Source organism: Rhizobium sp. Root482 (assembly GCF_001426565.1).
Lineage (GTDB): Bacteria > Pseudomonadota > Alphaproteobacteria > Rhizobiales > Rhizobiaceae > Pararhizobium.
In genome coordinates this window covers 24,566-49,522 of record NZ_LMFA01000002.1, presented here as the reverse complement: position 1 = coordinate 49,522, position 24,957 = coordinate 24,566, and the positions used below count along the sequence as shown (strand labels likewise).

At 61.9% G+C, this 24,957-nt stretch carries 18 protein-coding genes; 11 read left to right on the top strand and 7 right to left on the bottom strand.

Annotated elements, in window-relative coordinates:
* Positions 1-59: 59 nt before the first annotated feature.
* The 4 genes from pgl to ASD31_RS03510 form a co-directional block, all read right to left on the bottom strand.
* Positions 60-758: a 6-phosphogluconolactonase gene (gene pgl / locus ASD31_RS03525; RefSeq protein WP_056329492.1), complete on the bottom strand. Its 699-nt coding sequence runs from the start codon at positions 756-758 to the stop codon at positions 60-62.
* 10 nt (positions 759-768) lie between these two features.
* Positions 769-2,244 carry a glucose-6-phosphate dehydrogenase gene (zwf, locus tag ASD31_RS03520; protein ID WP_056329489.1) on the bottom strand — a complete coding sequence of 492 codons (1,476 nt, stop codon included), beginning with the start codon at positions 2,242-2,244 and terminating at the stop codon, positions 769-771.
* A gap of 94 nt (positions 2,245-2,338) precedes the next feature.
* Positions 2,339-3,625, bottom strand: a complete 1,287-nt coding sequence (locus tag ASD31_RS03515; protein ID WP_056329487.1) for an NAD(P)/FAD-dependent oxidoreductase — start codon at positions 3,623-3,625, stop codon at positions 2,339-2,341.
* A gap of 15 nt (positions 3,626-3,640) precedes the next feature.
* The gene (locus ASD31_RS03510) at positions 3,641-5,077 is read right to left on the bottom strand and encodes a glutamine synthetase family protein (protein WP_056329484.1); all 1,437 of its coding nucleotides are present in this window, start codon (positions 5,075-5,077) and stop codon (positions 3,641-3,643) included.
* 175 nt (positions 5,078-5,252) lie between these two features.
* On the opposite strand from ASD31_RS03510, the gene ASD31_RS03505 reads away from it, so the two are divergent.
* From ASD31_RS03505 to ASD31_RS03490, 4 genes are all read left to right on the top strand, one after another.
* A complete protein-coding gene (locus ASD31_RS03505) occupies positions 5,253-6,437 on the top strand; it encodes an NAD(P)/FAD-dependent oxidoreductase (protein ID WP_056329723.1) in 1,185 nt (394 codons plus the stop codon).
* A gap of 199 nt (positions 6,438-6,636) precedes the next feature.
* A complete protein-coding gene (locus ASD31_RS25745) occupies positions 6,637-6,786 on the top strand; it encodes a hypothetical protein (RefSeq protein WP_156392497.1) in 150 nt (49 codons plus the stop codon).
* A gap of 305 nt (positions 6,787-7,091) precedes the next feature.
* Positions 7,092-9,617, top strand: a complete 2,526-nt coding sequence (locus tag ASD31_RS03500) for a methyl-accepting chemotaxis protein (RefSeq protein WP_056329481.1) — start codon at positions 7,092-7,094, stop codon at positions 9,615-9,617.
* 309 nt (positions 9,618-9,926) lie between these two features.
* Positions 9,927-10,802, top strand: a complete 876-nt coding sequence (locus tag ASD31_RS03490) for a LysR family transcriptional regulator (RefSeq protein WP_056329477.1) — start codon at positions 9,927-9,929, stop codon at positions 10,800-10,802.
* Positions 10,803-10,881: 79 nt separating this feature from the next.
* On the opposite strand, the gene ASD31_RS03485 is transcribed toward ASD31_RS03490, so the two are convergent.
* Together ASD31_RS03485 and aceA are read right to left on the bottom strand one after the other, a co-directional pair.
* Complete coding sequence (locus tag ASD31_RS03485) at positions 10,882-11,121, bottom strand: hypothetical protein (protein WP_056329474.1); 240 nt, start codon at positions 11,119-11,121, stop codon at positions 10,882-10,884.
* A gap of 31 nt (positions 11,122-11,152) precedes the next feature.
* The gene (gene aceA / locus ASD31_RS03480) at positions 11,153-12,442 is read right to left on the bottom strand and encodes an isocitrate lyase (RefSeq protein WP_056329470.1); all 1,290 of its coding nucleotides are present in this window, start codon (positions 12,440-12,442) and stop codon (positions 11,153-11,155) included.
* Between the two features lie 229 nt (positions 12,443-12,671).
* On the opposite strand from aceA, the gene ASD31_RS03475 reads away from it, so the two are divergent.
* From ASD31_RS03475 to ASD31_RS03450, 7 genes are all read left to right on the top strand, one after another.
* Positions 12,672-14,081, top strand: a complete 1,410-nt coding sequence (locus ASD31_RS03475) for a helix-turn-helix domain-containing protein (RefSeq protein WP_056329467.1) — start codon at positions 12,672-12,674, stop codon at positions 14,079-14,081.
* A 78-nt stretch (positions 14,082-14,159) separates the two neighbouring features.
* Positions 14,160-14,342 carry a hypothetical protein gene (locus tag ASD31_RS25740; protein WP_156392496.1) on the top strand — a complete coding sequence of 61 codons (183 nt, stop codon included), beginning with the start codon at positions 14,160-14,162 and terminating at the stop codon, positions 14,340-14,342.
* An 81-nt stretch (positions 14,343-14,423) separates the two neighbouring features.
* Complete coding sequence (locus ASD31_RS03470; RefSeq protein ID WP_056329464.1) at positions 14,424-15,518, top strand: polyamine ABC transporter substrate-binding protein; 1,095 nt, start codon at positions 14,424-14,426, stop codon at positions 15,516-15,518.
* Positions 15,519-15,619: 101 nt separating this feature from the next.
* Complete coding sequence (locus tag ASD31_RS03465) at positions 15,620-16,762, top strand: ABC transporter ATP-binding protein (protein WP_056329462.1); 1,143 nt, start codon at positions 15,620-15,622, stop codon at positions 16,760-16,762.
* Positions 16,763-16,767: 5 nt separating this feature from the next.
* Positions 16,768-17,679, top strand: a complete 912-nt coding sequence (locus ASD31_RS03460) for an ABC transporter permease subunit (protein WP_056329459.1) — start codon at positions 16,768-16,770, stop codon at positions 17,677-17,679.
* Complete coding sequence (locus ASD31_RS03455; protein WP_200952123.1) at positions 17,679-18,497, top strand: ABC transporter permease; 819 nt, start codon at positions 17,679-17,681, stop codon at positions 18,495-18,497. The genes ASD31_RS03460 and ASD31_RS03455 overlap by 1 nt, the downstream gene beginning before the upstream one ends.
* Positions 18,498-18,647: 150 nt before the next feature.
* Positions 18,648-20,600, top strand: coding sequence for an acetoacetate--CoA ligase (locus ASD31_RS03450; RefSeq protein ID WP_056329453.1), 1,953 nt, complete (start codon positions 18,648-18,650; stop codon positions 20,598-20,600).
* A 283-nt stretch (positions 20,601-20,883) separates the two neighbouring features.
* Here ASD31_RS03450 and ASD31_RS03445 read toward each other — a convergent pair whose 3' ends face one another.
* The gene (locus ASD31_RS03445) at positions 20,884-24,825 is read right to left on the bottom strand and encodes an ATP-binding protein (protein ID WP_056329450.1); all 3,942 of its coding nucleotides are present in this window, start codon (positions 24,823-24,825) and stop codon (positions 20,884-20,886) included.
* Positions 24,826-24,957: the final 132 nt, after the last annotated feature.

Genomic DNA, 24,957 nt, shown 5'->3' with positions numbered 1-24,957 from the left:
GGCACTCCCTGGTCTTAATGGTTTCGGATGACCCGGGTCTTGGGAGCCGAGCCTTTACGTCAAGGTGCCCAGTAGATCTGGAGCGGGGAGGCGGCCCGGCGCAGGATTGCCCGGACCGGCATCTCCGCCTCGTCGCCGGGCGCTTCTGCCTTGGCAAGAACCTCTTTCTTGCCGTCGCCTTCGATATGGAGCACCAGAAGCCGGGCATCCTGAAGGCTGGAGAATGTGAATGTCAGGCGCGGCTCGCCGGCGCCTTCGGCCTGCATGGTCATCACGCCGCGCGGCGTGGCGGCATCGAGCGCTTCGGAAAGCCGCGAGCCGCCGGGAAAGAACGAGGCCGTGTGGCCGTCACCGCCCATGCCGAGAACGACGACATCGAAAGGACAGCCGATCGACGCGGTCTGTTTCGATGCGGCGGCGGCGGCCTCTTCCGCCGATGCCGTGGGATAATAGAGCGGCTCGAACTGCGCGGCGGCGGCCTTATCGGTCAATAGATTGTCCTTGACCAGTTTCTCGTTCGATCGCTCGTTGTCCGGCTCCACGAAGCGTTCATCGACCAGCGTAACGGTCACCTTGGACCAATCGATTGCCTTGCCGGAAAGCGCCTTGAAAAATCCTTTCGGCGTCGAGCCGCCGGAGACGGCAAGCGAGGCCTGGCCGCGCTCGGCAATGGCCGCCGACAGCGCGGAGGCTACGGCGTCTGCCAGGCCTTGCGCCAGTGCGTCGCCATCGTCGAATATATGCATCGCCGCCGTCATCGCGCCGTCCTCAGATCACTTCGTGCCAGGTGCGGCCGTCGCGCTCGATCAGCGCGATCGCCTGGCTCGGACCCCAGGTGCCGGCCGTATAGGCTTGGACCTGCTGGCCGACCGCTTCCCAGGATTTCAGGATCGGGTCGATCCACTGCCACGCCGCCTCGACCTCGTCGCGGCGCATGAACAGGGTCTGGTTGTTGCGCACCACGTCGAGCAGCAGTCGCTCGTAGGCATCGGCACTGCGGGCTTTGAAGGCTTCCGCGAAGGTCATGTCAAGAGAGACATTGCGCAGCCGCATGCCGCCCGGCCCCGGGTCCTTGATCATCAGCGACTGCTTGACGCCTTCGTCCGGCTGCAGCCGGATGATCAACTGGTTGGCGGCAATGCGGCCAGCCGCTTCATCGAAGATCGAATGCGGGATCGGTTTGAATGTGATGACGATCTCCGACATGCGACCCGCCATGCGCTTGCCGGTGCGGATGTAGAAGGGAACGCCCGCCCAGCGCCAGTTGCAGATTTCCGCCTTGATAGCGACAAAGGTCTCGGTATTGGAGACCCCGCCTTCGAGTTCTTCCAGATAACCCTTGACCGCGCCGCCGGCCGACGCGCCGGCCTTGTACTGGCCGCGCACCGTCAGTTTTTCGACATTGCCGGGATTGATAGGCCTCAGCGCACGCAGCACTTTCAGCTTCTCGTCGCGCACGGCCTCCGCATTCATCGAGGGCGGCACTTCCATGGCAACGAGGCAGAGAAGCTGCAGGATGTGGTTCTGCACCATGTCGCGCAGCGCGCCGGCCTTGTCGTAATAACCGGCCCGGCTCTCGAGCCCGACGGATTCGGCAACGGTGATCTGGACATGGTCGATATAGGCGGAATTCCACAGCGGCTCGTACAGCGCATTGGCAAAGCGCAGCGCCATCAGGTTCTGCACGGTCTCCTTGCCGAGATAATGGTCTATGCGGAAAATCTGGTCTTCCTTGAAGACCTTGCCGATCGTGTCGTTGAGTTCGAGCGCCGAGGCAAGATCGCGGCCGATCGGCTTTTCGACGACGATCCGCGTCGTCTTGGTGATCAACTTGTGGTCGCGGATCTTTTCCGAGATATCACCGAAAATCGCCGGCGCTACGGCGAGATAGAAGGCCCGGACCCGGTCCTTGCCGTCGTCGAGGAGCGCTTTCAGCTTGTCCCAGCCGAGATCGGACTTGGCATCCACCGGCACATAGAACAGCCGCTCGGTGAAAATCTTGACCTCCGCCTCGTCATATTCGGCAGGCTTCAGATGTTCCTTCAATGCGTCGGTGGCGAACTGGCGGTATTCCTCATGGGTGAGGACACTGCGCGACGCGCCGATGATGCGCGTCGGATCGCTGATCTGCCCGTCCAACTGCCGGTGGTAGAGGGCGGGAAGCAATTTGCGCTCGGCAAGATCGCCGGTCCCTCCGAACACCACATAGTCGAAGGGTTCCACGGGAATAATCTGGCTGCTCATGGGAATCTCGATCTCGTTCCAATGGGGGCGTGTATAATCTAATCGATTTAAAAACGCTAGACCGCGCCGCAACAAAATGCGTTACGCCTGGATTTCAGAACTTGTCGCGCAGCGCATACCAACTGAGGGCCAGGAACAATAGCACGGAACGGAAGCGCGTGCCGCCGGGGAAGGCCGGAATGTTCAGGTCTCTGAAGAGATCGAGATCGGACCGGTTGCCGGTGACCAGATCGGCATAGAGCTTGCCGCAATAATTGGACAGCATGACGCCGTGGCCGGAATATCCGCCGATCGAAGTGACGCCGGGCATGACCTCGCGCACGAAGGGCTGGCGCGGCAAGGTAATGCCGACGGAGCCGCCCCAGGCATGGGTCATCTCGATGTCCTGCAGAGCAGGATAGATCTCGGTGATCTGCCGGCGGATGTGATCGGAAATGTCGCGGGGATTGTCGGCCGTATAGGCTTCACGTCCGCCGAACAGCAGCCGCCCGTCCTGCGACTTGCGGAAATAACGCACGACGAAGCGCGAATCGGCGACCGCCTCACCGCCCGGCAGGACATCCGGGAAGTCGGCAAGCACCCGGGTCGCACCGATGAAGGAGCGGATCGGCATGACATGGCGCGCCGTCACCGGTTCGAGATCGCCGATATAGCCGTTGCAGGCAATCAGCGCCCGCTCGCAGCGGATCGTGCCCTGGTCGGTCTCCACAAGAATGCGACCGCCGCCTTGCGCAATCTTCACCGCCTTGGTCTTTTCATGCAAGACGGCACCGGCGAGCGCCGCCTGCCTTGCCAGCCCGACCAGCAGCTTCATCGGCTGGATATGGCCGGTGCCGGTGTCGCGGATGCCGAACAGGTAGCGCTCGGAGCCGAGCCGGGCCACGGTTTCGTCCCGCCCCATGAAGCTCTGGTGGTGATAGCCGTAGCGCGAAGCGGCAATCTCTACGCTGTCGCGATACTCTTTCTCGAGGCCCTTCTTGTGGCAGACATTGAGCTGGCCGGGGACATATTCGATATCGATGCCCTTGCCGGAAGCAAAGTCGAGAAGATAGGCCTTGGCATTCTCGGCGAGATCGAAAAGCGCCTTGGACCGCTCCAGGCCGAGCGTGTCTTCCATCTCTTCCGGCGACCAGCGCTGGCCGGTGCCGAGTTGCCCGCCATTGCGTCCCGAGGCACCGTCGCCGAAGCGCCAGGCGTCGATCAGCGTGACCCGCACGCCTTTCAGGGCGAGATTATAGGCCGCCTGCAGGCCGGTGAAGCCGCCGCCGACAATGGCGACGTCGGTCTCCGTCGAGCCGGAAAGGGCCGGATAGTCCGGCCGCTCTGGAATATTAGCCTCATACCAGGAAATCCCCGGCGAGATCGGGCTTTGCCAGGCCATGGTCGCACCTTCCTGTCAGACGTTGAGAAGCAGATATTCGCGTTCCCAGGGACTGATCACCTGCATGAAGGTTTCGAACTCGCCGCGCTTGACGCCGCCATAGATGGCGATGAATTCCGGGCTGAAGATCTCGGCGAAATCCGGCTCTCCCTCCAACAGCGAAACGGCTTCCAGCAGGCCGCGCGGCAGGTCGATCGTGCCGCGATCGGCCGAAGCCTCGGCGGGTGCGGTGGGTTCCAGCCCTCGGACGATGCCGAGATAGCCGCAGCCGAGCGAGGCGGCCAGCGCCAGATAGGGATTGGCATCCGAACTCGGCAGCCGGTTTTCCACCCGCCGCGCAGCAGGCTCCGAAACCGGAACGCGAAAGGCGGTCGTCCGGTTGTCGTAGCCCCAGGCATTGTTGACCGGCGCCGACATGTCCGGCGTCAGGCGGCGATAGGAATTCACATAGGGCGCCATCATCGACAGCGCCTTCGGCACATATTTCTGCATGCCACCGATGAAGGCGAAGAATTCCTTGGAGGCGGTGCCGTCGGCATTGGAAAACAGGTTGCGGCCGGTGTTGATCTCGACAACCGACTGGTGGATATGCATGGCCGATCCCGCCTGCGCCTGCATCGGCTTGGCCATGAAGGTGGCATAGATGCCGTGTTTCAGCGCCGCCTCGCGAATGGTCCGCTTGAACAGGAACACCTGGTCGGCAAGCTCGATCGGATCGCCGTGGCGAAGGTTGATTTCAAGCTGCGCCGGGCCTTCCTCATGGATCAGCGTGTCGATCTCCAGGCCCTGCTTTTCCGAGAAATGATAGATATCGTCGATCAGTTCGTCGAATTCGTTGACGCCGGCAATGGAATAGCCCTGTCCGCCCTGGATGGCGCGACCGGAGCGCCCCTTTGGCGGATGCAGCGGATAGTCGGGATCTTCGTTTTTGGCGACCAGGTAGAATTCGATCTCCGGCGCCACCACCGGCTTCCAGCCCTTCTGGCGATAGAGGTCGAGCACATGCTTCAGGACGTTGCGCGGCGTATAGGGAACCTTCTCGCCCTGTGAACCCGCAATATCGCAGATCACCTGCGCCGTCGGATCGGTCTCCCAGGGAACGACCGAAAGCGTCGACAGGTCGGGAACCAGCTTGATGTCGCTGTCGCGGGAATCATAGCGGAAATTGCCGGTCTCTTCGGGATATTCGCCGGAAATCGTATGGCGATAGATCGCCGAGGGCAGCGCCAGCGAGGTATTGGAGGTGAATTTCGAAGAGGGCATCATCTTGCCGCGCGGCACCCCGGCAATATCGGGCGTGATGCACTCGATGTCTTCGATGCCACGGATCTTCAGCCAGTCGGCGGCTTCTTTCCAGGTCTTGACGCCTCGGGCGGATTGCAGGGCTGGGGGAATTTTTGAAGTTTTACTGATCTTTGCTGTTTGTTGGGCAATGCTTCTCTTGGCAGGCATAAATCACCGGTTTTGGGTTCGGATGCGGCATCATAACCGGAGTTTGGCAATTGGCTAGGGGGCAGAGCCGCAGTTTCCGGGCGCCGCGACGCGTATTTGTCAGCCTGCTCGCCAAGCAGAGTGATTGACTTTGCCGCCGTCCCCTTGAAAGAAAGCCCGAATGGGAATGGATGGTTTGGCCGAGAAATTCGATGTCGTGATAATCGGGGCGGGCGCCGCCGGCATGATGGCTGCCATCGAGGCGGGTCGGCGTGGCCGTCGCGTCCTCGTGCTCGATCATGCCCGCGCGCCGGGCGAAAAGATCCGCATATCCGGTGGCGGACGCTGCAATTTCACCAATATCCATGCGGGGCCGAAGAACTTCCTGTCGGCAAACCCGCATTTCTGCAAATCCGCGCTGGCCCGCTATACGCCACAGGATTTCGTGTCCCTGGTCGATCGCCACAACATTGCCTGGCACGAAAAGACCCTCGGTCAGCTGTTTTGCGATGACAGCGCCAAGGACATTATCCGCATGCTTCTGACCGAGATGCGGGAGGTGGGCGCCGTCCTGCGGCTCGGCGCGCAAATCCTCTCGGTCGAAAAGTCGGCCACCGGATTTCGCGTTGCATCGGGGGAGGGTGTCATCGACTGCGCCTCGCTCGTCATTGCCACCGGCGGCAAGTCGATCCCGAAAATGGGCGCGACCGGCTTTGCCTATAAAGTCGCCGAGCAGTTCGGCCTGCCCCTGGTCGAGACCCGTCCGGGCCTCGTGCCGCTGACACTCGACCCGGGCCAGCTTGAAAGCCTGAGCGCGCTTGCCGGCGTTGCCGTCGATGCCGGGGCAAGCGTCGGCAAGGCGCGGTTCGAGGAAGCGGTGCTGATCACCCATCGCGGCTTGAGCGGCCCGGCGATCCTACAGATTTCCTCCTATTGGCGCGAGGGGGGCGACATTCGGCTGGAATTGCTGCCGGGCGTCGATATCGCCGCATTGCTTAAGGCGGCGCGCCGCGAAAACGGCCGCCAGGCTCTGCAGACGGCGCTCGCCGATCATCTGCCGAAAAGACTGGCGCAGTTTTTCGCTGATGCGGCCGGGCTGCACAATCGATCGCTTGCCGATCTCTCCGACAAGGCCATCGACGCATTCTGCCTTGGGATCAAGGCCTGGACGATCACGCCGGCCGGTTCGGAAGGCTACCGCACCGCCGAGGTGACGCTGGGCGGCATCGATACGAAGGCGCTCGATTCCCGCACCATGCAGGCCCGCGATGTGCCGGGTCTCTATCTCATCGGCGAATGCGTCGATGTCACCGGCTGGCTCGGCGGCTATAATTTCCAATGGGCCTGGGCATCCGGTTTCTCCGCCGGACAGGCGGCCTGACCGGCCTTAAGCCGCCCTGTCTTCAGCCATTCTTAAGACATCTGGCGGAACCTGTTTCCCGCGCCGGCACATGGCCTTGCGATGTGAAAGAAAGCCTTTCTAAAGTGCTTTTGCATTCATTCGCTATTGCACATCATATGGGCTGGCGGTCCGGATCATCCGGGTCTATTGTTGCATTTGGTCAGAAGGACATGATGCCATGAACCAGACACGCAGCCGCCCCAAAGCCATCGCCATCGCGAAAAGCGAGGAAGTCCGCACGCAGAGAGCCCTTCTGGTTCGCGCCACGCTGGTCGCGCTCTGTGCACTGGCCGCGCTCGCCGCCCTGCCTGCCCTTTTGTCCATCTGAGCCCGTCTCCAGTCCGGTGCCTGAAAGCACCGTTTCCGTCGGCATTGCCCTGTGGTTTGCCGCACGCCTTGGAGCGCCGATAACGGCCGGCGCCATTTAATCGTACTTATTCAAATATTAATTCTTCCAGCGGAAGAATATCGGCCAACAGTGTCTGCCGTGATCGCCTGTGGCGGTCGCGCAATGAGTGCCGGGCAGGCTGGCGGCGCAAAGCCGCATGCTTTCGATCAGATCATCAGCCTGTCGGCGCGCCGGGGAAGCCTTTGGCTTGGAGGGCGGATAGGGCTGCGACCCGAGGTGCGTTCATGTTCATTGACAAAATTCTCGCCCGCTTCAAGATCCAGACCAAGGTGCTCCTGTTCGTCCTGCCCTTCGTGGCCAGCATCTGCGCCGTCGGCATCACCGGGCTTTATGCGTCCGGCCTCCTGCAGGGGCGGATGGAGATATCCAACAGCGTCCTCCAGTCGCTGAGCGGCTTCAAGGATGTCTATGCCGGCATGAACGGCTTCCTTCAGAACACCTCCGAGGAGAGCCGTCAGGCGGTACTGACCAAGCTCGAGGCCCAGCAGGGCGTTCTGGCGGATACGCTGGCGCAGGTCAGCGACGCGGAAGGCCGGCGGCAGTTGCAGGAGGCGGTCGATGGCAGCACCAAGATCAGCGATCGCGTCGGCCAGCTCTGGGCCCTGTACGAGGATGAGGTAAGGCTGCGCAAATCCATTTCGTCCAGCCTCGGCAACCTGCTCGGAGAGCAGATGAAAATCCTCGAGGAAGCGACGAAGATGGAACGCGTCGTGCGCAAGGACGAGGAATCGGCAAAGTCGATCCTGCGCGAAGCCGAGCGGCTGACCTCTTCGAGCGATACGCTGACCGAGTTCATGACCGCCTTCGCAAAGGCCGCCACGCCGGACGAAAAGATCAAGCTGGTCCAGTCTTCCCATGGCATGATGATCAAGGTCCTGCGCAAGATCACCTCCGGCTTGCCGAAGAACCAGAAGGCTGTCGCCGAGACGTTCAAGAGGACGATCGAGGAAATCAAGTCGCTGGCCGATAGCGGCGATCTGAGCGCGGAAAATGCGACCGCGATCGGCCGGCTTGTCGGCCGTTTCCGCCAGAACAGCATCCAGTTGCAAACGGCTGCCACGGTCAAGATGCGCGAGGCGACCGCGACCTTCGGCAAGCTCGATGCACCGCTCGTCAAGGCCGGCAATGTGCTGGCCGATACGCGTAAACTGGTCAATTCCGTCTATTCGATCCGCATCGCAGCGGCGAGCTTCCTCGAGAAATCCGATGAGGAAGGCCGTGCTCGCCTTGCCCGCGAATTTTCGATCATGGCGCAGGATATCGAGAGCCTGGCCGGAACGGCCGGTGATCTCGATTTCTTCGACGCCCTGATCGGCCTGAAACCGATTATCGCAACGATGGGCGAAGACAGCGTCGCGCTGGTGGAGATCAGCCAGAAGCGACAGGCTGAATTCGCCGCCGCCGCCGCCGAGATCGACAATATCTGGGGTCAGTTGACGACCTTTGCCGAAGGCCAGAAGACGACAGCCTCGGTGGAGCGCGACAAGGCCAACCAGGTGTCCATGTTCGCCACCGTCACCGGTATCGTCATTGCGCTTCTGGCCGGCGGCGCGCTGGTGCTGACGCTGAAAGGCCCGATCGGCCAGATCACGGCAGCGATGCGCCGTCTCGCCGATGGGGCGCTCGATACCACGATCGACGGCGATGCCCGGCGCGACGAGATCGGCGACATGGCAAGGGCGCTCGGCGTCTTCAAGGAAAATGCGCTTTCCAAGGTCCGCATCGAGGCCGAAAGCGAAGAACAGCGCACCGAGGCGGAGGCCGAACGCAGCCGCAACGATGCCGAAAAACGGGCGCTCGACAACCAGATCGATTTTGCCGTCGACCAGCTTGCAGCAGGTCTCGGGCGTCTTGCCCGTGGCGATCTTTCCGAACAGATCGAAACGCCGTTCACGGGCCGGCTCGAACAGTTGCGCCTCGATTTCAACGGCTCGCTCGTCCGCCTGCAGGATACCTTGCTGGAGATCAGGAACAATGCCCTGTCGATCCAGCGCAACGGCAACGACATGCACGCATCCGCAGCCTCCCTATCCAAGCGCACCGAGGCCCAGGCGGCATCGCTGGAGGAAACGGCAGCGGCGGTCGACCAGATCACCGCTACCGTCCGCTCCTCCGCCGAGCGTGCCCATGAGGCGAATGTCGCCGTGTCGCACACCAAGAAAAGCGCCGACAATTCGGCCGTGGTCGTCTCAAGCGCGATTGCCGCGATGGGCCGGATCGAGGATGCCTCGCGCCAGATCGAGCAGATCATCGAGGTGATCGACGAAATCGCCTTCCAGACCAACCTCCTGGCATTGAACGCCGGCATCGAGGCGGCACGGGCGGGGGATGCGGGGCGCGGTTTCGCCGTGGTTGCGCAGGAGGTTCGCGAGTTGGCCCAGCGCTCCGCCGAGGCGGCGCGCGAGATCAAGGGACTGATCAACAAATCGACGGGCGAGGTGAATTCAGGCGCGCAGCTCGTCCAGGAAACCGGCGCGGTGCTGGCCTCGATCAGCCAGCAGATCGTCTCGGTCAGCGGCCATGTCGAAATGATCGCCACGGCAAGCCGCGACCAGGCCGCCGCCTTGAACGAGGTCAATGGCTCGGTCAACCAGATGGACCAGATGACCCAGCAGAACGCCGCCATGGTCGATCAGGCAACCAATGCCAGCCGCGAACTGGCCAATCAGGCCGATACGCTGATGATGCTGGTCGAGCAGTTCAGGTTGGCACCGGCCGGCCGCGGCCTGCCCATGGAAAGAGCCGCCTGATCCTTCCCGATATCCGCATCGTGATTGCCCGGCCCCGTGCCGGGCATTTTCGTCGAAGGCGGGGTTGACATCCTTCCAAGGAAGCCGATGGCCGAGGCCATCCTTCCGACCGGCGACCATCGGCGACCGAAGCGCGCATAGAACTCGTCCTCAGTCCGCCCTCTTCGCTCATTCTTTTCGGCGATATTCATCAGCAGGGCAAATCCCGTCATCTCCAGCATGGCAATGCTCCTTTCCAAGAGGCATCGCTTCAATTAGGCGTGCAGATCGTCTTTATAAACCGCCGTAAATGAGCTAAGTTTTTCACTGATGAAAAACACCGGATGGGATGCCTATCAGATTTTCCTTGCTGTCGCCCGCCACGGTGGGCTGACGGGAGCGGCGCTGGTCTCTGGCCTCAGCCCCGCGACGATCGGCCGGCGGATGCTGGAGCTGGAACGGGAGGTGGCCCGTCCGCTCTTTATCCGCAGCCAGACCGGCTATGTCCTGACGAGGGATGGCCAGGCTCTGTTCGATCAGCTTCTCGATATGGAGGCGGCCAGCCGGGCCATCGAGACATGGAAGGCGCATGTCAGCGCGCCGGCCCTGGTCCGCATCGCCGCCGGCACCTGGGTTTCGTGGTTCCTAGGTCGCAATTTTTCCGATCTGCGAACGGACCGCGATGATTTTCGTCTCGATTTCTTCATTGTCGAGCGGCGTGCAAGCCTGGCGCACCGGGAATCCGACATCGGTATCCGCGCCTTTGTGCCGGAGGAGGCCAATCTTGCGTCGCTAAAGATCGGCCCTGTCGCCTATGCCGTCTACCGGGCGCGCACGGCGCGCGCCGGAACAGCCAAGGCTTTTATCGCGGTCGCCGAGGAGGAGGCGATTTCCGCCTATCTGCAATGGCCGCACCGTTATGCCGGCGCCGACATTGCCGTGACCGTCAACCGGCCGCGGTCCCTGCGCGATCTCATCCTTGCCGGCGCGGGGGCGGGCGTCCTTCCCTGTTTCGTCGGCGATGTGGATATGCGCCTGCAGCGGATCGGCGGTGAAATCGCCGAACTGCGGCATGACCAGTGGATCGTCATGAACAATGACGACCGCCACCGCCGCGAGATCCGCATGGTCGCCGACCGCATGACAAGGCTGCTCAAAAGCCATGGCGACCTGTTTGCCGGCAGGCGTCCCGCTGTTTCCGTCTAGGCCGGAGCGGATATCGACCCATGAACGACAAGGTCCGGCGAGGTTGTCCCGCCGGGCCTTGTCAGGTTGTATCGGTCGATCAGTTGCGTCCCTGCGTGACGATCACCGGAATGAGCAGGTCGCCCCAGTTTCCCTCGCCGCCATGGTGACGGGCCGAGCGGACGAGTTCGACCGAAACGCCGGCCTCCACCGCCTTCATGACGGCATGGTTGAGGCGGTGCAGATCATTGGCCACCATGCGGATCATCGCCTGCTGTTCCGGGGTCATGGCCGACGATTGTTCCTCGGCCCGTTCCTTGACGCGTGTCTGTACTGTCATTGTCGTGCTCCTCGGTTGAATTGGGCGTCACTCACTCCGCCGCCGGGCGGAACTGCTCGTGTTCGGTCGATTCGTGCATCGCGGTCGTCGAAGACTTGCCGCCGGTAATGGCCATCGACACGGCATCGAAATAGCCGGTGCCGACTTCGCGCTGGTGCTTGGTCGCGGTATAGCCGTTGATCTCTGCGGCGAATTCCGCCTCCTGCAGCTCCGAATAGGCGGCCATCTGCCGGTCCTTGTAGCCGCGCGCCAGCTCGAACATGCCGAAATTGAGCTGGTGGAAGCCGGCGAGCGTGATGAACTGGAACTTGTAGCCCATGGCGCCGAGTTCGCGCTGGAACTTGGCGATCGTGGCGTCGTCGAGGTTCTTCTTCCAGTTGAACGAGGGCGAGCAATTATAGGCGAGCTTCTTGCCCGGATGCACTTTGTGCACGGCCTCGGCGAACTTGCGGGCCTGCTCGAGGTCGGGCTTGCCGGTTTCCATCCAGATCAGATCGCAATGTGGTGCATAGGCGATGGCACGGGCAATGCAGGGCTCGATGCCGTTCTTCACCTGGTAGAAACCTTCGACCGTGCGGCCGGCATCATAATCCACGAAGGGCTGGTCGCGCTCGTCGATATCGGAGGTCAGCAGCTTGGCGGCTTCCGCATCGGTGCGGGCAATGACCAGCGTCGATGTCCCCATGACGTCGGCGGCAAGCCGGGCGGCGTTGAGGTTGCGGATATGCGCCGCCGTCGGGATCAGAACCTTGCCGCCGAGATGGCCGCATTTCTTTTCGGAGGCCAGCTGGTCCTCGTAGTGAACGCCGGCGACGCCCGCCTCGATGAAGGCCTTCATGATTTCGAAGGCATTCAGCGGTCCGCCGAAGCCGGCCTCCGCATCGGCGACGATCGGCGCGAACCAGGTGTCGACCGACAGGCCCTTGCCTTCCGATGTCTCGATCTGGTCGGCGCGCTGCAGCGTCCTGTTGATGCGTTTTGCCAGCTCCGGCGCCGCATTGGCCGGGTAGAGCGACTGGTCGGGATACATCGAGGATGCGGTATTGGCGTCCGCCGCGACCTGCCAGCCGGAGAGATAGATCGCCTTCAGCCCAGCGCGGACCATCTGCATCGCCTGATTGCCGGAAAGGGCGCCGAGCGCATTGACGAAGTCCTCCTCATGGATCAGCTGCCACAGCCGGTTTGCACCCATTTCGGCAAGCGTATGCCGGATCTGTACCGAGCCCCGCAGCCGCGCGACATCCTGCGCCGTATAGGGGCGCTCGATCCCGTCGAAACGGCCCGCCGGTGCTCCCGGGACCAGTTTGTAAAAATCTGTCATGGCATGCTCTCCTGCAGTTTTCTGGCGCCGCTGTTCGTTTTGATTGCGAGCGGCTGGGTGTGGAAATTTCTATGACAGTTGTTACAATGCACTGCCGAAGGTCGCCAGAACAAAAGGCAATTCAGCGGCAGGAAACGGGTTATCATGTCTTGTGTTTGACAAGGCAAAATTGTAATTCTGTAAATATTGTAAAATCTCTGCTTCTGTGGAACTGTAAAAGGCGTGACAAATGGCGGAAAACAAGATCTTTGCCGGCGCTCGCGTCCGGCGCATCCGCAACGGCCTGGCGCTGACGCAGACGGCCATGGCCGAGGCGCTGGGCATCTCGCCCTCCTATCTCAACCTGATCGAGCGCAACCAGCGTCCGTTGACCGTGCAACTGCTTCTGAAGCTTGCCTCGGTCTACCGGGTCGATCTCGATGAACTGCAGGGAGAAGCCACCGGCAGCGTGTCGCAACTGCGCGAAATGTTTGCCGATCCGCTGCTGGCCGGCGAATTGCCGGGAGACCAGGAACTGATCGAGGTCGCCGAAGCAGCGCCCAATGCCGCCACGGGCGTCCTGAAGCTCTATCGCGCCTATCGCGAACAGTCCTCGCGGCTCAAGGATCTGAGCGCGCTCCTGTCGGACCAGGGGCATATGGCGGCCCTTTCCGATGCCCGCCTGCCGATGGACGAGGTGCGCGAGACGCTCGAAACGCGTCCCTATCATTTTGCCCGGATCGACGAGGCGGCCGAGGCCTTTCACGGCAGCCTTTCGCCGGGCGATGATCTTTCCGCTGCATTGAAGGCCTGGCTGCGCAGGGAACATGGCCTGTCGGTACGGGCCTTGCCCGTCCATGTGATGCCGGATCTGCGCCGCCGCTTCGACCGGCATTCGATGCGGCTGTTCCTCTCCGAACGGCTGTCGGCGCAGGACCAGTTGCGCGAGATCGCCATGGAGGCCGCCCAGATCGCTTTCCCGGACGCGATGGCTGCCGAACTGGATCAACTGGGACTCACGACCGGCGAGGCGCGGCGGATCGCCCGGTTCGAACTGGCTCGCTATGCGGCCCATGCCGTGATGATGCCCTATGGCGCGTTTCTTGGTGCCGCCCAGCGCGCCCGTTATGATGTCGAGGTTCTCGCCGCCCGCTTCCAGGTGTCCTTCGAGCAGGCGGCCACCCGGCTGGTGTCATTGCAGCGCCCGGGGGCGACGGGCGTGCCTTTCTTCCTGCTGGAGGTGGACCATGCCGGGCATCGGTTGCGCAGGGTCGGCGCGCAGGGTTTTCCACAGGCGCGTTTCGGCGGCCATTGTCCCAAGCTCAATATCCATGCCGCGTTTCTGCAGGCCGGACAGGTGCTGGCGGACAGGGTCGATATTTTCGGCGGTGGCGATTACCTGGTCATCGCGCGCACGGTGGAGGGGCTTCGCGGCGGCTTTGGCGAGCGCGTCCGCCGCACGGCCCTGCTGCTCGGCTGCGATGCCGCCCATGCAGCCGAAACCATCTATGGCGATGTCCCGCTGGCAACGGTCGCGGGCGGACCGGCCTGCCGGCTCTGCGAACGGCGCGGCTGTCCCGCGAGGGCCGAGCCGCCCGTCACCCGGCCGCTCGGGCTTGACGAGATGGTAACCGGGCTAAGCGTCTTCGACTTCCAGTAGCTGTTTCGGCCGCCGGATGCCGCGACTTGAAGCGGGCTCTACACGGACAAAACACCTCGCCGGCATGGTTAAGCAAAAATGAAAGCCACCGAAGCGCGTCGAGCCGCGCCGTCGCCGGCTTTTTTCCATGCGGCTAAAACGCAGATCAGGTGCCGCGCTGAAATGATTCAGCTTTTTGCAGCAATCGGTAAATTTGTGCTGGCCCGCTCACTGGCGCTTCATCGCGTAAAAGCGCTTGTGGTTGACGGAAAACATGCCTAACTTCCCAAACGCATACGGGTTTTGGCTGATGGGCGCGCAGCGATGGTGCACCCTGGCCGTCCTGATAAAAAGGGGAATTTCATGTCGCGAAAGATTGCCACCGCCTTTGCAGCGCTGATCCTCAGCGGGTCTGCAACGATTGCCGTTGCGCAGGAGAAAGTCGTTAACGTTTACAACTGGTCCGATTATATCGATGCCAGCATCCTTGAGGATTTCACCAAGGAGACCGGCATCAAGGTCGTCTATGACGTCTTCGATTCCAACGAGATTCTGGAAACCAAGCTGCTTGCCGGCGGCACCGGCTATGACGTGGTCGTTCCCACTGCGACCTTCCTGCAGCGCCAGATCGCAGCCGGCGTCTTCCAGAAGCTCGACAAGTCGAAGCTGCCGAACATCACCCATATGTGGGACGAGATCACCACGCGGGTGGCGACCTACGATCCCGGCAACGAATACGCGGTCGACTATATGTGGGGCACGACCGGCATCGGCTACAATGTCGAGAAGATGAAGGAAATTCTCGGTACCGACGAGAAGCCGACCTGGGACGTGCTGTTCAATCCGGAGGTCGCGGCCAAATTCAAGGACTGCGGCATTCACCTTCTCGATTCCCCGACCGACGTCGTACCGTCCGTGTTGGCCTATCTCGGCCTCAACCCCGACAGCCATGCGCCGGAGGATCTCGCCAAGGCTGAAGAAGCGCTGATGAAGGTTCGCCCCTTCATCCGCAAGTTCCATTCCTCCGAATATATCAACGCGCTTGCCAATGGCGATATTTGCCTGGCCATCGGGTATTCCGGTGACGTGTTCCAGGCGCGCGACCGTGCAGCCGAGGCGAAGGCCGGCGTCTCCGTCGATTATTCCATTCCGCCGACAGGAGCCCAGATGTGGTTCGACGTCATGGCCGTTCCGGCCGACGCGCCGCATCTTGAGGAAGCCCACGCCTTCATCAACTATATGATGAAGCCGGAAGTCATCGCCAAGGCAAGCGACTACGTCTTCTATGCCAACGGTAACAAGGCGTCCCAGCAGTTCGTCAGTAAGGAGGTCATGGATGACACCGCGATCTATCCGCCGGCGGAGGTGATGGCCAAGCTCTTTACGGTGACGCCCTTTGACGCGAAATCGCAACGGGTGCTGACGCGCATGTGGACCAAGGTCGTGACCGGCCAGTAAGTGAAAGGAATTGCCCGGAGATCAAGAAAATCCGGGCAATTCTCTTTTGACCACCGGCACTGGAAAGGACCGGCGGTTTGCGTGTCATTCGGGGTGAGACGATGAAGTCACTTGGCAGTATCCGGCGTTCCTTTGCCCCCTGGGCAGATCCCACATCCGTACCGTTCATCGTCTTTCGCAACGTCACCAAGAGATTCGGTGATTTCGTCGCCGTCGATGATCTCTCGCTGAATATCTATCCGCGTGAATTCTTCGCCCTGCTCGGCGCCTCGGGCTGCGGCAAGTCCACGCTTCTGCGCATGCTGGCGGGCTTCGAACAGCCGACCTCGGGCGAGATCATCCTCGACGGGCAAAGCCTTGCCGGCATCCCGCCCTACCGGCGGCCGGTCAACATGATGTTCCAGTCCTATGCGCTGTTTCCGCATATGACGGTGGAGAAGAACATCGCATTCGGGCTCAAGCAGGACGGCATGCCCAAGGCCGATATTGCCGCGCGCGTCGAGCAGATGCTGAAACTGGTGAAACTCGACAAATTCGCCAAGCGCAAGCCGCACCAGCTGTCCGGCGGCCAGCGCCAGCGCGTCGCGCTCGCCCGCTCGCTTGCCAAGCGGCCGAAGGTGCTTCTGCTCGATGAGCCGCTCGGCGCGCTCGACAAGAAGCTGCGCGAGGAAACCCAGTTCGAACTGATGGACCTGCAGCAGCAACTGGGCCTGACATTCGTGGTCGTCACCCATGACCAGGAAGAGGCGATGACCATGGCCGACCGCATCGCCGTCATGGCGCATGGCAAGGTCGTGCAGGTGGCGACGCCGGCGGAAATCTACGAGGCGCCTAATTCGCGCTTCGTCGCCGATTTCATCGGTGACGTGAATATATTCGACGGGACCGTCTCTTCAGCCGACAATGGCAGGGTGCAGATCGAAACCGAAGCCGGATTTGCGGTGCGCGTCGTTTCGGCCGAGCAGCCGGCACCGGGGGCAAAGGCCGGGTTCGCCGTCAGGCCGGAAAAGATCCGCGTCAGCCGCGACCAGCCGGCCGGCGTGCCGCTGAATGCCGCGCAGGGCGAAATCTGGGATATCGGCTATCTCGGCGATATGACGGTTTTCCATGTCAAGCTGAAGAGCGGCAAGGTAGTAAAAGCGTCTTCGCTGAACGCCGTGCGCGCCGTCGAGGACCCGATCGGCTACGATCAGGAAGTCTGGATCTCCTTCGATGAAAATGCCGGCGTCGTGCTGAAGGATTGAGGCCCATGACGAAACTCGGATCGGCTCTGTTCAACCGGCTGGTGATCATCATCCCCTATGCCTGGCTAACGATCTTCTTCCTGGCACCTTTTTTCATCGTTCTGCGGATATCGCTATCGGAAACCGCCATCGCGATGCCGCCCTATCTGCCGGCCTTCAACTTTGCCGACGGGATCTCCGGCATAGGGGAGAAGATCGGCCAGTTCTCCTTCGCCAACTATGTTTTTCTGGCAGGCGATGCGCTCTATATGAATGCCTATATCTCCAGTCTGAAGATCGCCGTCATCTCGACAGTCGTCTGCCTGTTGATCGCCTATCCCGTCGCCTACGGCATGGCAAAGGCACCGAGCACCATCCGTCCGACGCTTTTGATGCTCGTCATCCTGCCGTTCTGGACGAGCTTCCTGATCCGCGTCTACGCCTGGATCGCCATCCTGAAACCGGAAGGGCTCCTCAATCAGTTGCTGATGACGCTGGGCCTGATCGACGAGCCGCTGATCATCCTTAATACCAATTGGGCGATCTATATCGGCATCGTCTATTCCTATCTTCCCTTCATGGTGCTGCCGATCTATTCCTCGCTCGAAAAGATGGATCTCAGCCTGACCGAGGCGGCCCAGGATCTCGGCTGCACGCCGATCCGGGCCTTCTGGCGCATCACCTTTCCGCTGTCCATGCCCGGCGTGATCGCCGGCTGCATGCTGGTCTTCATTCCGGCCGTCGGCGAATTCGTCATTCCGGATCTGCTCGGCGGATCGGAAACGCTGATGATCGGCAAGACGCTGTGGAACGAATTCAACGCCAATCGCGACTGGCCGGTCTCGGCGGCGGTGGCGACCATTCTCCTCCTTATCCTGGTCGTGCCGATCATGTTCTTTCAGCATGCGCAGGCCAAGGCCGACGGCGAGGGGCGATAATCATGGTCAGATGGTCCCGCTTCAACATCGCCTCGATCGTCTTCGGCTTCGCCTTTCTCTATCTGCCGATCGTGCTGTTGGTCATCTTTTCGTTCAACGAATCCAAGCTCGTCACCGTCTGGGCCGGGTTCTCGACCAAATGGTATGTCCAGCTTTTCCATAACCAGGCGCTTCTCGATGCCGCCTGGGTGACGGTGCGCGTCGGCCTGATCTCGGCGACGATCGCCACCGTGCTCGGCACCTTGGCGGCGCTCGCCATGACGCGTTACACGCGCTTTCGCGGCCGCATGCTGTTTTCCGGCATGATCTACGCGCCCTTGGTCATGCCGGAGGTGATCACCGGCCTCTCGCTGCTCCTGCTGTTCGTCGCCATCGGTTTCGACCGCGGTTTCTGGACGCTGACGCTTGCCCATATCACCTTCACCATGTGTTTCGTCGCCGTCGTCGTCCAGTCCCGCCTTCTGAGCTTTGATCGCTCGATTGAGGAGGCGGCGATGGATCTGGGCGCGACCCCGGTCGCCACCTTCCTGCAGGTCACGCTGCCGGTCATCGCGCCCGCCGTTTTCTCTGGCTGGGTGCTTGCCTTCACGCTGTCGCTGGATGACCTGGTGATCTCGAACTTCACCTCGGGGCCTGGTGCAACGACCCTGCCGATGCGGATCTACAGCCAGGTGCGCCTTGGCGTCACCCCGGAAATCAATGCCGTCTGCACCATCCTGATCGGCATCGTCGCCCTCGGCGTGCTGATTGCGTCGGTCGTCTCGCGCCGGCGCGAACTCCAGCGCGTGAAAGACGAGCAGGCGGCCTTCGCCCACTGATCAACAGCCCGTCACCGATCATCGTCGGCAGGCCTGCCTGACGATGGCGGTGGCCGGCCGGGAATTGCAATGCGGCAGGATCGCTGATCCGCGCTGTTTATCTCGCGTCGCAGCATGATATAGAAGCGGAATTGGGAGCGGAGGATAAACATGCAGACAGATCGGCCTCTTTGGGTACCGTCGCAGGAATTCATCGATCAGACGCCGATGAAGGCGTTCATCGATTGGTGCGCAGAGCGCTTTTCGAAGGACTTTGCCGATTATGACGCCTTCCACGACTGGTCGATCACGCAGCGCTCCGATTTCTGGACGGCGGTCTGGGATCATTGCGGCGTCATCGGCAAGCGAGGCGATCGTGCATTGGTGAACGGCGATGCCATGCTGGACGCCCGGTTTTTTCCCGATGCAACGCTGAACTTCGCTGAAAATCTCCTGCGCCACACAGGAAGCGCTGACGCGCTGGTCTTCCGTGGCGAGGACAAGGTGCAGTCACGCCTCTCGCGCGACGAATTGCGCGCGCTGGTCTCCCGCCTGCAGCAGGCCATGACGGCCGCCGGCATCGGCAAGGGCGACCGGATCGCCGCAATGATGCCGAACATGCCGGAAACCATCGCCTTGATGCTGGCGGCAGCATCGATCGGCGCGATCTGGTCCTCCTGTTCGCCCGATTTCGGCGAGCAGGGCGTGCTCGACCGCTTCGGCCAGATCGAGCCCAAGCTGTTCATCGCCTGCGACGGCTATTGGTATGCCGGCAAGCGCCAGGATGTCGGCGCCAAGGTCCAGACCGTCGTCAAGGCGCTCGGCGTGCCAACCCTGATCATCCCCTATGCCGGCGATGCGCAGGAGCTTGCAGCGTCGCTCGACGACGGAAGAACGCTTGCCGCCTTCATCGCGCCCTTTGCCGACAAGCCGCTGGAATTCCTGCCGCTGCCGTTCTCCCACCCGCTCTATATCCTGTTTTCCTCGGGCACCACGGGCATTCCCAAATGCATCGTCCATTCGGCCGGCGGCGCGCTCCTGCAACATCTGAAGGAGCATCGCTTCCATTGCGGCCTCAGGGACGGCGAGAAGCTCTTCTACTTCACCACCTGCGGCTGGATGATGTGGAACTGGCTGGTCTCGGGCCTCGCGCTGGGAGCGACGCTCTGCCTCTATGACGGATCGCCCTTCCATCCGGACGGCAATGTCCTGTTCGATTATGCCCGCGACGAACAATTCGCCATTTTCGGCACATCGGCGAAATATATCGATGCGGTGCGCAAGGGCGGGTTCACGCCGGTTTCGACCCATGACCTGTCGGCGCTGCGGCTGATGACATCGACCGGCTCGCCGCTTTCGCCGGAAGGCTTTTCCTTTGTTTACGAAGGCATCAAGCCGGATGTGCAACTGGCCTCGATTTCCGGCGGCACCGACATCGTCTCCTGCTTCGTGCTCGGAAATCCGCTGAAACCGGTCTGGCGTGGCGAAATCCAGGGGCCGGGGCTCGGCCTTGCCATGGATGTCTGGAACGACGACGGCGAACCGGTGTGCCAGGAAAAGGGCGAACTGGTCTGCACCAAAGCCTTTCCCTCCATGCCGATCATGTTCTGGAACGATCCCGACGGCGCAAAATACAAGGCCGCCTATTTCGAGCGTTTCGACAATGTCTGGTGCCATGGTGATTTCGCCGAATGGACGGAGCATGGCGGCATCGTCATCCACGGCCGCTCCGACGCGACGCTCAATCCGGGCGGAGTGCGGATCGGCACGGCGGAAATCTACAACCAGGTGGAGCAGATGGACGATATCGCCGAGGCCATCTGCATCGGCCAAGACTGGGACGACGATGTCCGGGTCGTCCTGTTCGTGCGCCTGGCAAAGGGCAGGGATCTCACTGACGATCTCTCCAGGGCGATCAGGACCAAAATCCGCAGCGGTGCTTCCCCGCGTCACGTGCCGGCCAAGATCATCGCCGTCAGCGATATCCCGCGTACGAAATCCGGCAAGATCGTCGAGCTTGCCGTGCGCGAGGTGGTTCATGGACGGCCGGTTAAAAACAAGGAGGCGCTCGCCAATCCCGAGGCGCTCGATCTTTACGCCGACCTTGCCGAACTGCGAAGCTGATGCGGCCGGCGTTAAGGATTTCCGGCCGCCCGGATTAACCAAAGCTCACGCCATTACCGTCAATGCCTAAAATTTGAGGGGTCTGCGGTAAGGTTTCGTTTACGAATGGCAGCGCATGTTGATCTCAACTTGAGGCCAGCCGATGTGTAGGGTGGTTCTGCGGCAGAGATGCCGTTTCGCCGACATGATGTCACTACTTCTCGAGCATCTGTTTAGCATTCAATTATCGAGGCAGCCTTGGCTGCCTCTTTTTTTGTCCGCTTTTCGCAGATGGTGCGTCGGCTCAATTGGCCAGCACTCGCTGTGACGGGAAGGAAATTTCCACCAGCGTGCCTTCGTTGGGGGCCGAATTGATCGAGAACTGCGCCCTGTTCGCCTCCGCCATCGCCTTGGTCAGGGGCAGGCCGAGGCCGGTACCGTCGCCGCGCTTGCGCGCACCCGTGGTTACCTGTCGGAAGGGTTTCATCGCCTGCTCAAGCTCGGTCCGGGTCATGCCGACGCCGGTGTCGCGAATGCGCAGGATGACGCTGCCATTAGCTTCATAGGCCGTGGAGACGACGATCTGGCCACCGGAAGGGGTAAACCGGATGGCATTCGAGAGGATATTGAGAGCGATCTGCTTGATCGACCGGTTGTCGGCAACCACGCTCGGCACGGCAGTGGAAAGCGAGGTGCGGATGATGACGCGCTGGCTGTTGGCCTGCGGCTGGATCAGCGACACGGCCTCGGATACGGCATCGTTGATCTCGACGGCGGTGAATTCCAGGTCCATTTCGCCGGCTTCGATCTTCGATATGTCGAGCAAATCGTTGACGATGTCGAGGACATGGCGGCCGGAGCGGCCGATATCGCCCGCATATTCGACATAACGGGGATTGCCGATCGGGCCGAAATGCTCGCTCGCCATCATGTCGGAAAAGCCGATGATGGCATTCAGGGGGGTGCGGATTTCATGGCTCACCCGGGCAAGGAAATCGCTCTTGTGGGCATTTGCCGTTTCCGCCGCCCGCTTGGCATTGCGCAGTTCCTCTTCCGTGCGCTTCCACTGGGTGACATCGCGGATGACGGCGCAATAGCCGTTCGAGGAGGAAAGCCGGCCCATGGTCATGAACAGAGGAATGAAGCCGCCGGAGGCCTCGCGACCGATCACTTCGCGGCCATCGTTCAGCACGCTGGCAACGCCATGGCCGGAAAGACCGGCGAGATAATCGAGCACCGCCTTCTGGCTTTCGTGGGCAAACAGCATGGCAAAGGGCCGGCCGCGAATTTCTCCGTCGTCATAGTTGAACAGGGCGCTTGCCGAGCGGTTGACGGAACGGATCTCGCCTTCCGCTCCAACGACGACGACACCGTCGGTCGCCGTTTCGAGGATGGAATGAAGCTCCTCCGTCTCCATCCGCAGGGCCTCGACCGCCGACGCGGTATCGTCTTCCTCCACCGGATCGGTCGGTTGGTCCTCGGCCTCTGCCGGCGCGTGCAGCGCGGTAAGTGCCATCATCAGGGCGTTCTTGTCCTCCCAGCGGATCGATTGCAGCCGCGCCGACACCGACACGAGATGGCCGTCGCTGCGGATCACCATCATCGTGCCGTCCGGTAGGTCGGGAAGCCCGTCCTCGTCGCCGGCGAAAAGCGCGTCTATGCCGCCTTCCTGCCGCAGCGCCTCAAGGTCGCCATAGCCGGTGAGCGCCAGAAATTCGGAATTGGCGTGGAACAGGTCATCGCCGCTGTGCACCAGAAGGGCAACCGGCAGATTGTCGAGAAATTCCGGCGTCAGGCTGCTGTTGCCGCTGGTGCGCGCCGGCACGAGGGCGGCTGGCGCCTGCGGTGCCACCTGTTCTGCGGCGATATCAGACGCGGGCTCGAGAACCTCTTCCAGCCCTTCGAAATGATCCTTGTCCGCCGCTTCGAATGCCTGTGCTTCGTCTTCCGCAATAGTCTCCGGCGGTTCGTCCGGCGCGGCAAGATCCTCGTTAGGGCGCTTGCCGAACGTGTCTCCGAGCTGCCGGGCGATCTCGCGGAATGCCGCCTGTTCGCTGCGTGTCAGCGTCTCTCCGCCTTGCGGCCGGTGATTATCGAGCTGGATGACCTTGTCGGAGGCGCGCCGTCCCTTTGTCTCCACAATTTTCAAGGCCGGTCGTTCGCCCCGGAAGGGATCCTCCGGTTCGTCGCCGGCGAGAGTCTGCCCGTCTTCAGTGTCCTCTTGCACCGACCCGTCTTCGAGGTCCGCGAAAAGATCGGCCTCGTCGCCTCGGGCGTCTTCCTGCCCGGAAGCAAGCGTGTTCTCGGAAGGGGCACCGTCCACCGTCTCGGCGTCGATATCGCCGGCCGTTTCGTCATCTGCCGCCGCCGTCGGCGATCTCTGTTCCGTCGGGTCGGAGGCCGTCGCGATCTCGCTTGGGGAAGCGTCCGGCTCCGCGGGCCCGGATGAGGCATCCGCATATTCGCGCGTCGATTCGCCTATCGTCGTTGCATCCGCCGTCGTGCCGAGTGTCAGCCCGGTTGCCTGCGCGTCTTCGACCGCATCCGCGACCCGCACGATGCCGAAGCCGCGAAAACCATCGAATTCGCGGTTGCGCGAATAGGTCGGAAGGGCCGCAAGATCGACGGGAACCCGCAGGCTGGTGCCTTCCACAGGCCACAGGATCGTCTTTCCCGACCAGGTGTCGCGGCGTTGCAGGAGGTCGCCGATCGTATTGTCGGGATCGAGGCGGTAGCGCCTGGCAAGTTCTGCAAATCCATGGCCGGTAACATCGGCGGAGCGCGGGCCGACGGCGGTTGCGAATTCATCGGAAATCTCGCTGAACCGGCCATCGGCATCGATCTTCCAGACGAAGCGCACGGCGCGGCTATCGGGATCGAAAACGAAGGCCTGTCTGTCATTGCCATCATCCGCCCGCGCGGATGCGTCCAGCGATGCCTCGTCGTCGAGACGCGCCGCGATCTCGCTGCCTTCGTCACCTGTTTCGTTGCTCGGGCTTGCGTCATTCGTACCGCCCGGAGCCGCTTCGGTCGGCGCGGTTTCATCATCCGCCGAGGTCTGCGGCATCTCCGACGTTTCGGCCGGAGTATCAACAGGACGGATGTCCGTCGCGTCCCCGGATATTTCAAGGGCCGGTTCGCCTGCCGGTGCGATAGCAGCTCCATTGCCGTCTGCGGCATCGCCGATGGTTTCGACCAGCGCGGCCGGCGGTGTTTCGTCCTCATCCGCCTCAGCCGGTGCGACGCTTGTCTCTTCGATCGAGGGCTCTTCAAATGCCGCCGAACCTGTGGGAATCTCGCCTGACATGGCCGCATCCGGGGCAGTTACATCCGCCTCGGCACCGGGACCGATGTCTTCAACCGGCGGACCGCCATCCTTTATCTCTGCCTCGTGCGAAGGCGCGACGAAATCGTCGCCATCCGCTGCAATATCCTCGATCCGCGCGATCTCGTCGATCATCGCGCCGGGCAGCGCCGATGACGACGCGGGCGAGGCGATATCCGCGCCGGCAGCGACACTGTTCTTCCCTGGATCTGTTTCCGTCTCGTCGTGGAAATCTTCGCCGGGATCGAGATTGCCCAAAATGGTTTCCACCGCAAACAGAAGATAGAGGGCGGGATCATCCGACAATTTGCCGATGGCTGCCGGCAGATGGCCCTTGCCGGTGGGGACCGGCCGCTTGACCAGCCAGTCGCTGTCGCGACCGGCGGCCGCCACCAGCGCCCGGCAGGTCTGCGGCGTCATGGCAAGATGGGAAAAGTCGGGCGAGGCGGCAAGAACGCTGCCTTCGCCGTCGAGCACGGCCATATGGGTGTCCGGATCATCGAAGCCGGAAATCATCCTGGCCGCGATATCTTTAACGGCAAGCGGCTTGCCGGGCCGGGGGGCGGCGAACAGGATCGCCGTTTCGCCGGGCCTGACGGCGATCATCTCCACCGACGCATTGACCGGAACGCGCTGGAAGCCTGCAGCGACGCGCATCAGGAACGACCGCCGGTCGCCGGTGCGCTCCAATTGGCGGGCGGCGGCGTCCAGCTGGCGATAGGCGGCATCGCTGCGATTGGCGCCGCCATCGATGAAATCATAGATGGACGGCAAACCGAACAGCAGGGCACCTTCACCGTTCGCCCACAGAACCTGGCCCATGTCCGGTGAAAACAGGACGGCCGCATCGCCCCTGGCAAAATGCGCCCGGACCCGCTCATGAACGGCGATGTCGATAAAGGGGTACAGTTTTGCGGGCATCGGCTGACCTGGTTGCGGGAACGTCACGGGGACGGGGATTGTTAACAGTCTATTAATAGACGCCAAGACGGCGGGGGTCCAGCTTGCGAGGGGTGCAGCACAGGCCTTTCGCCTCGAAAGGTTAATGTCGCG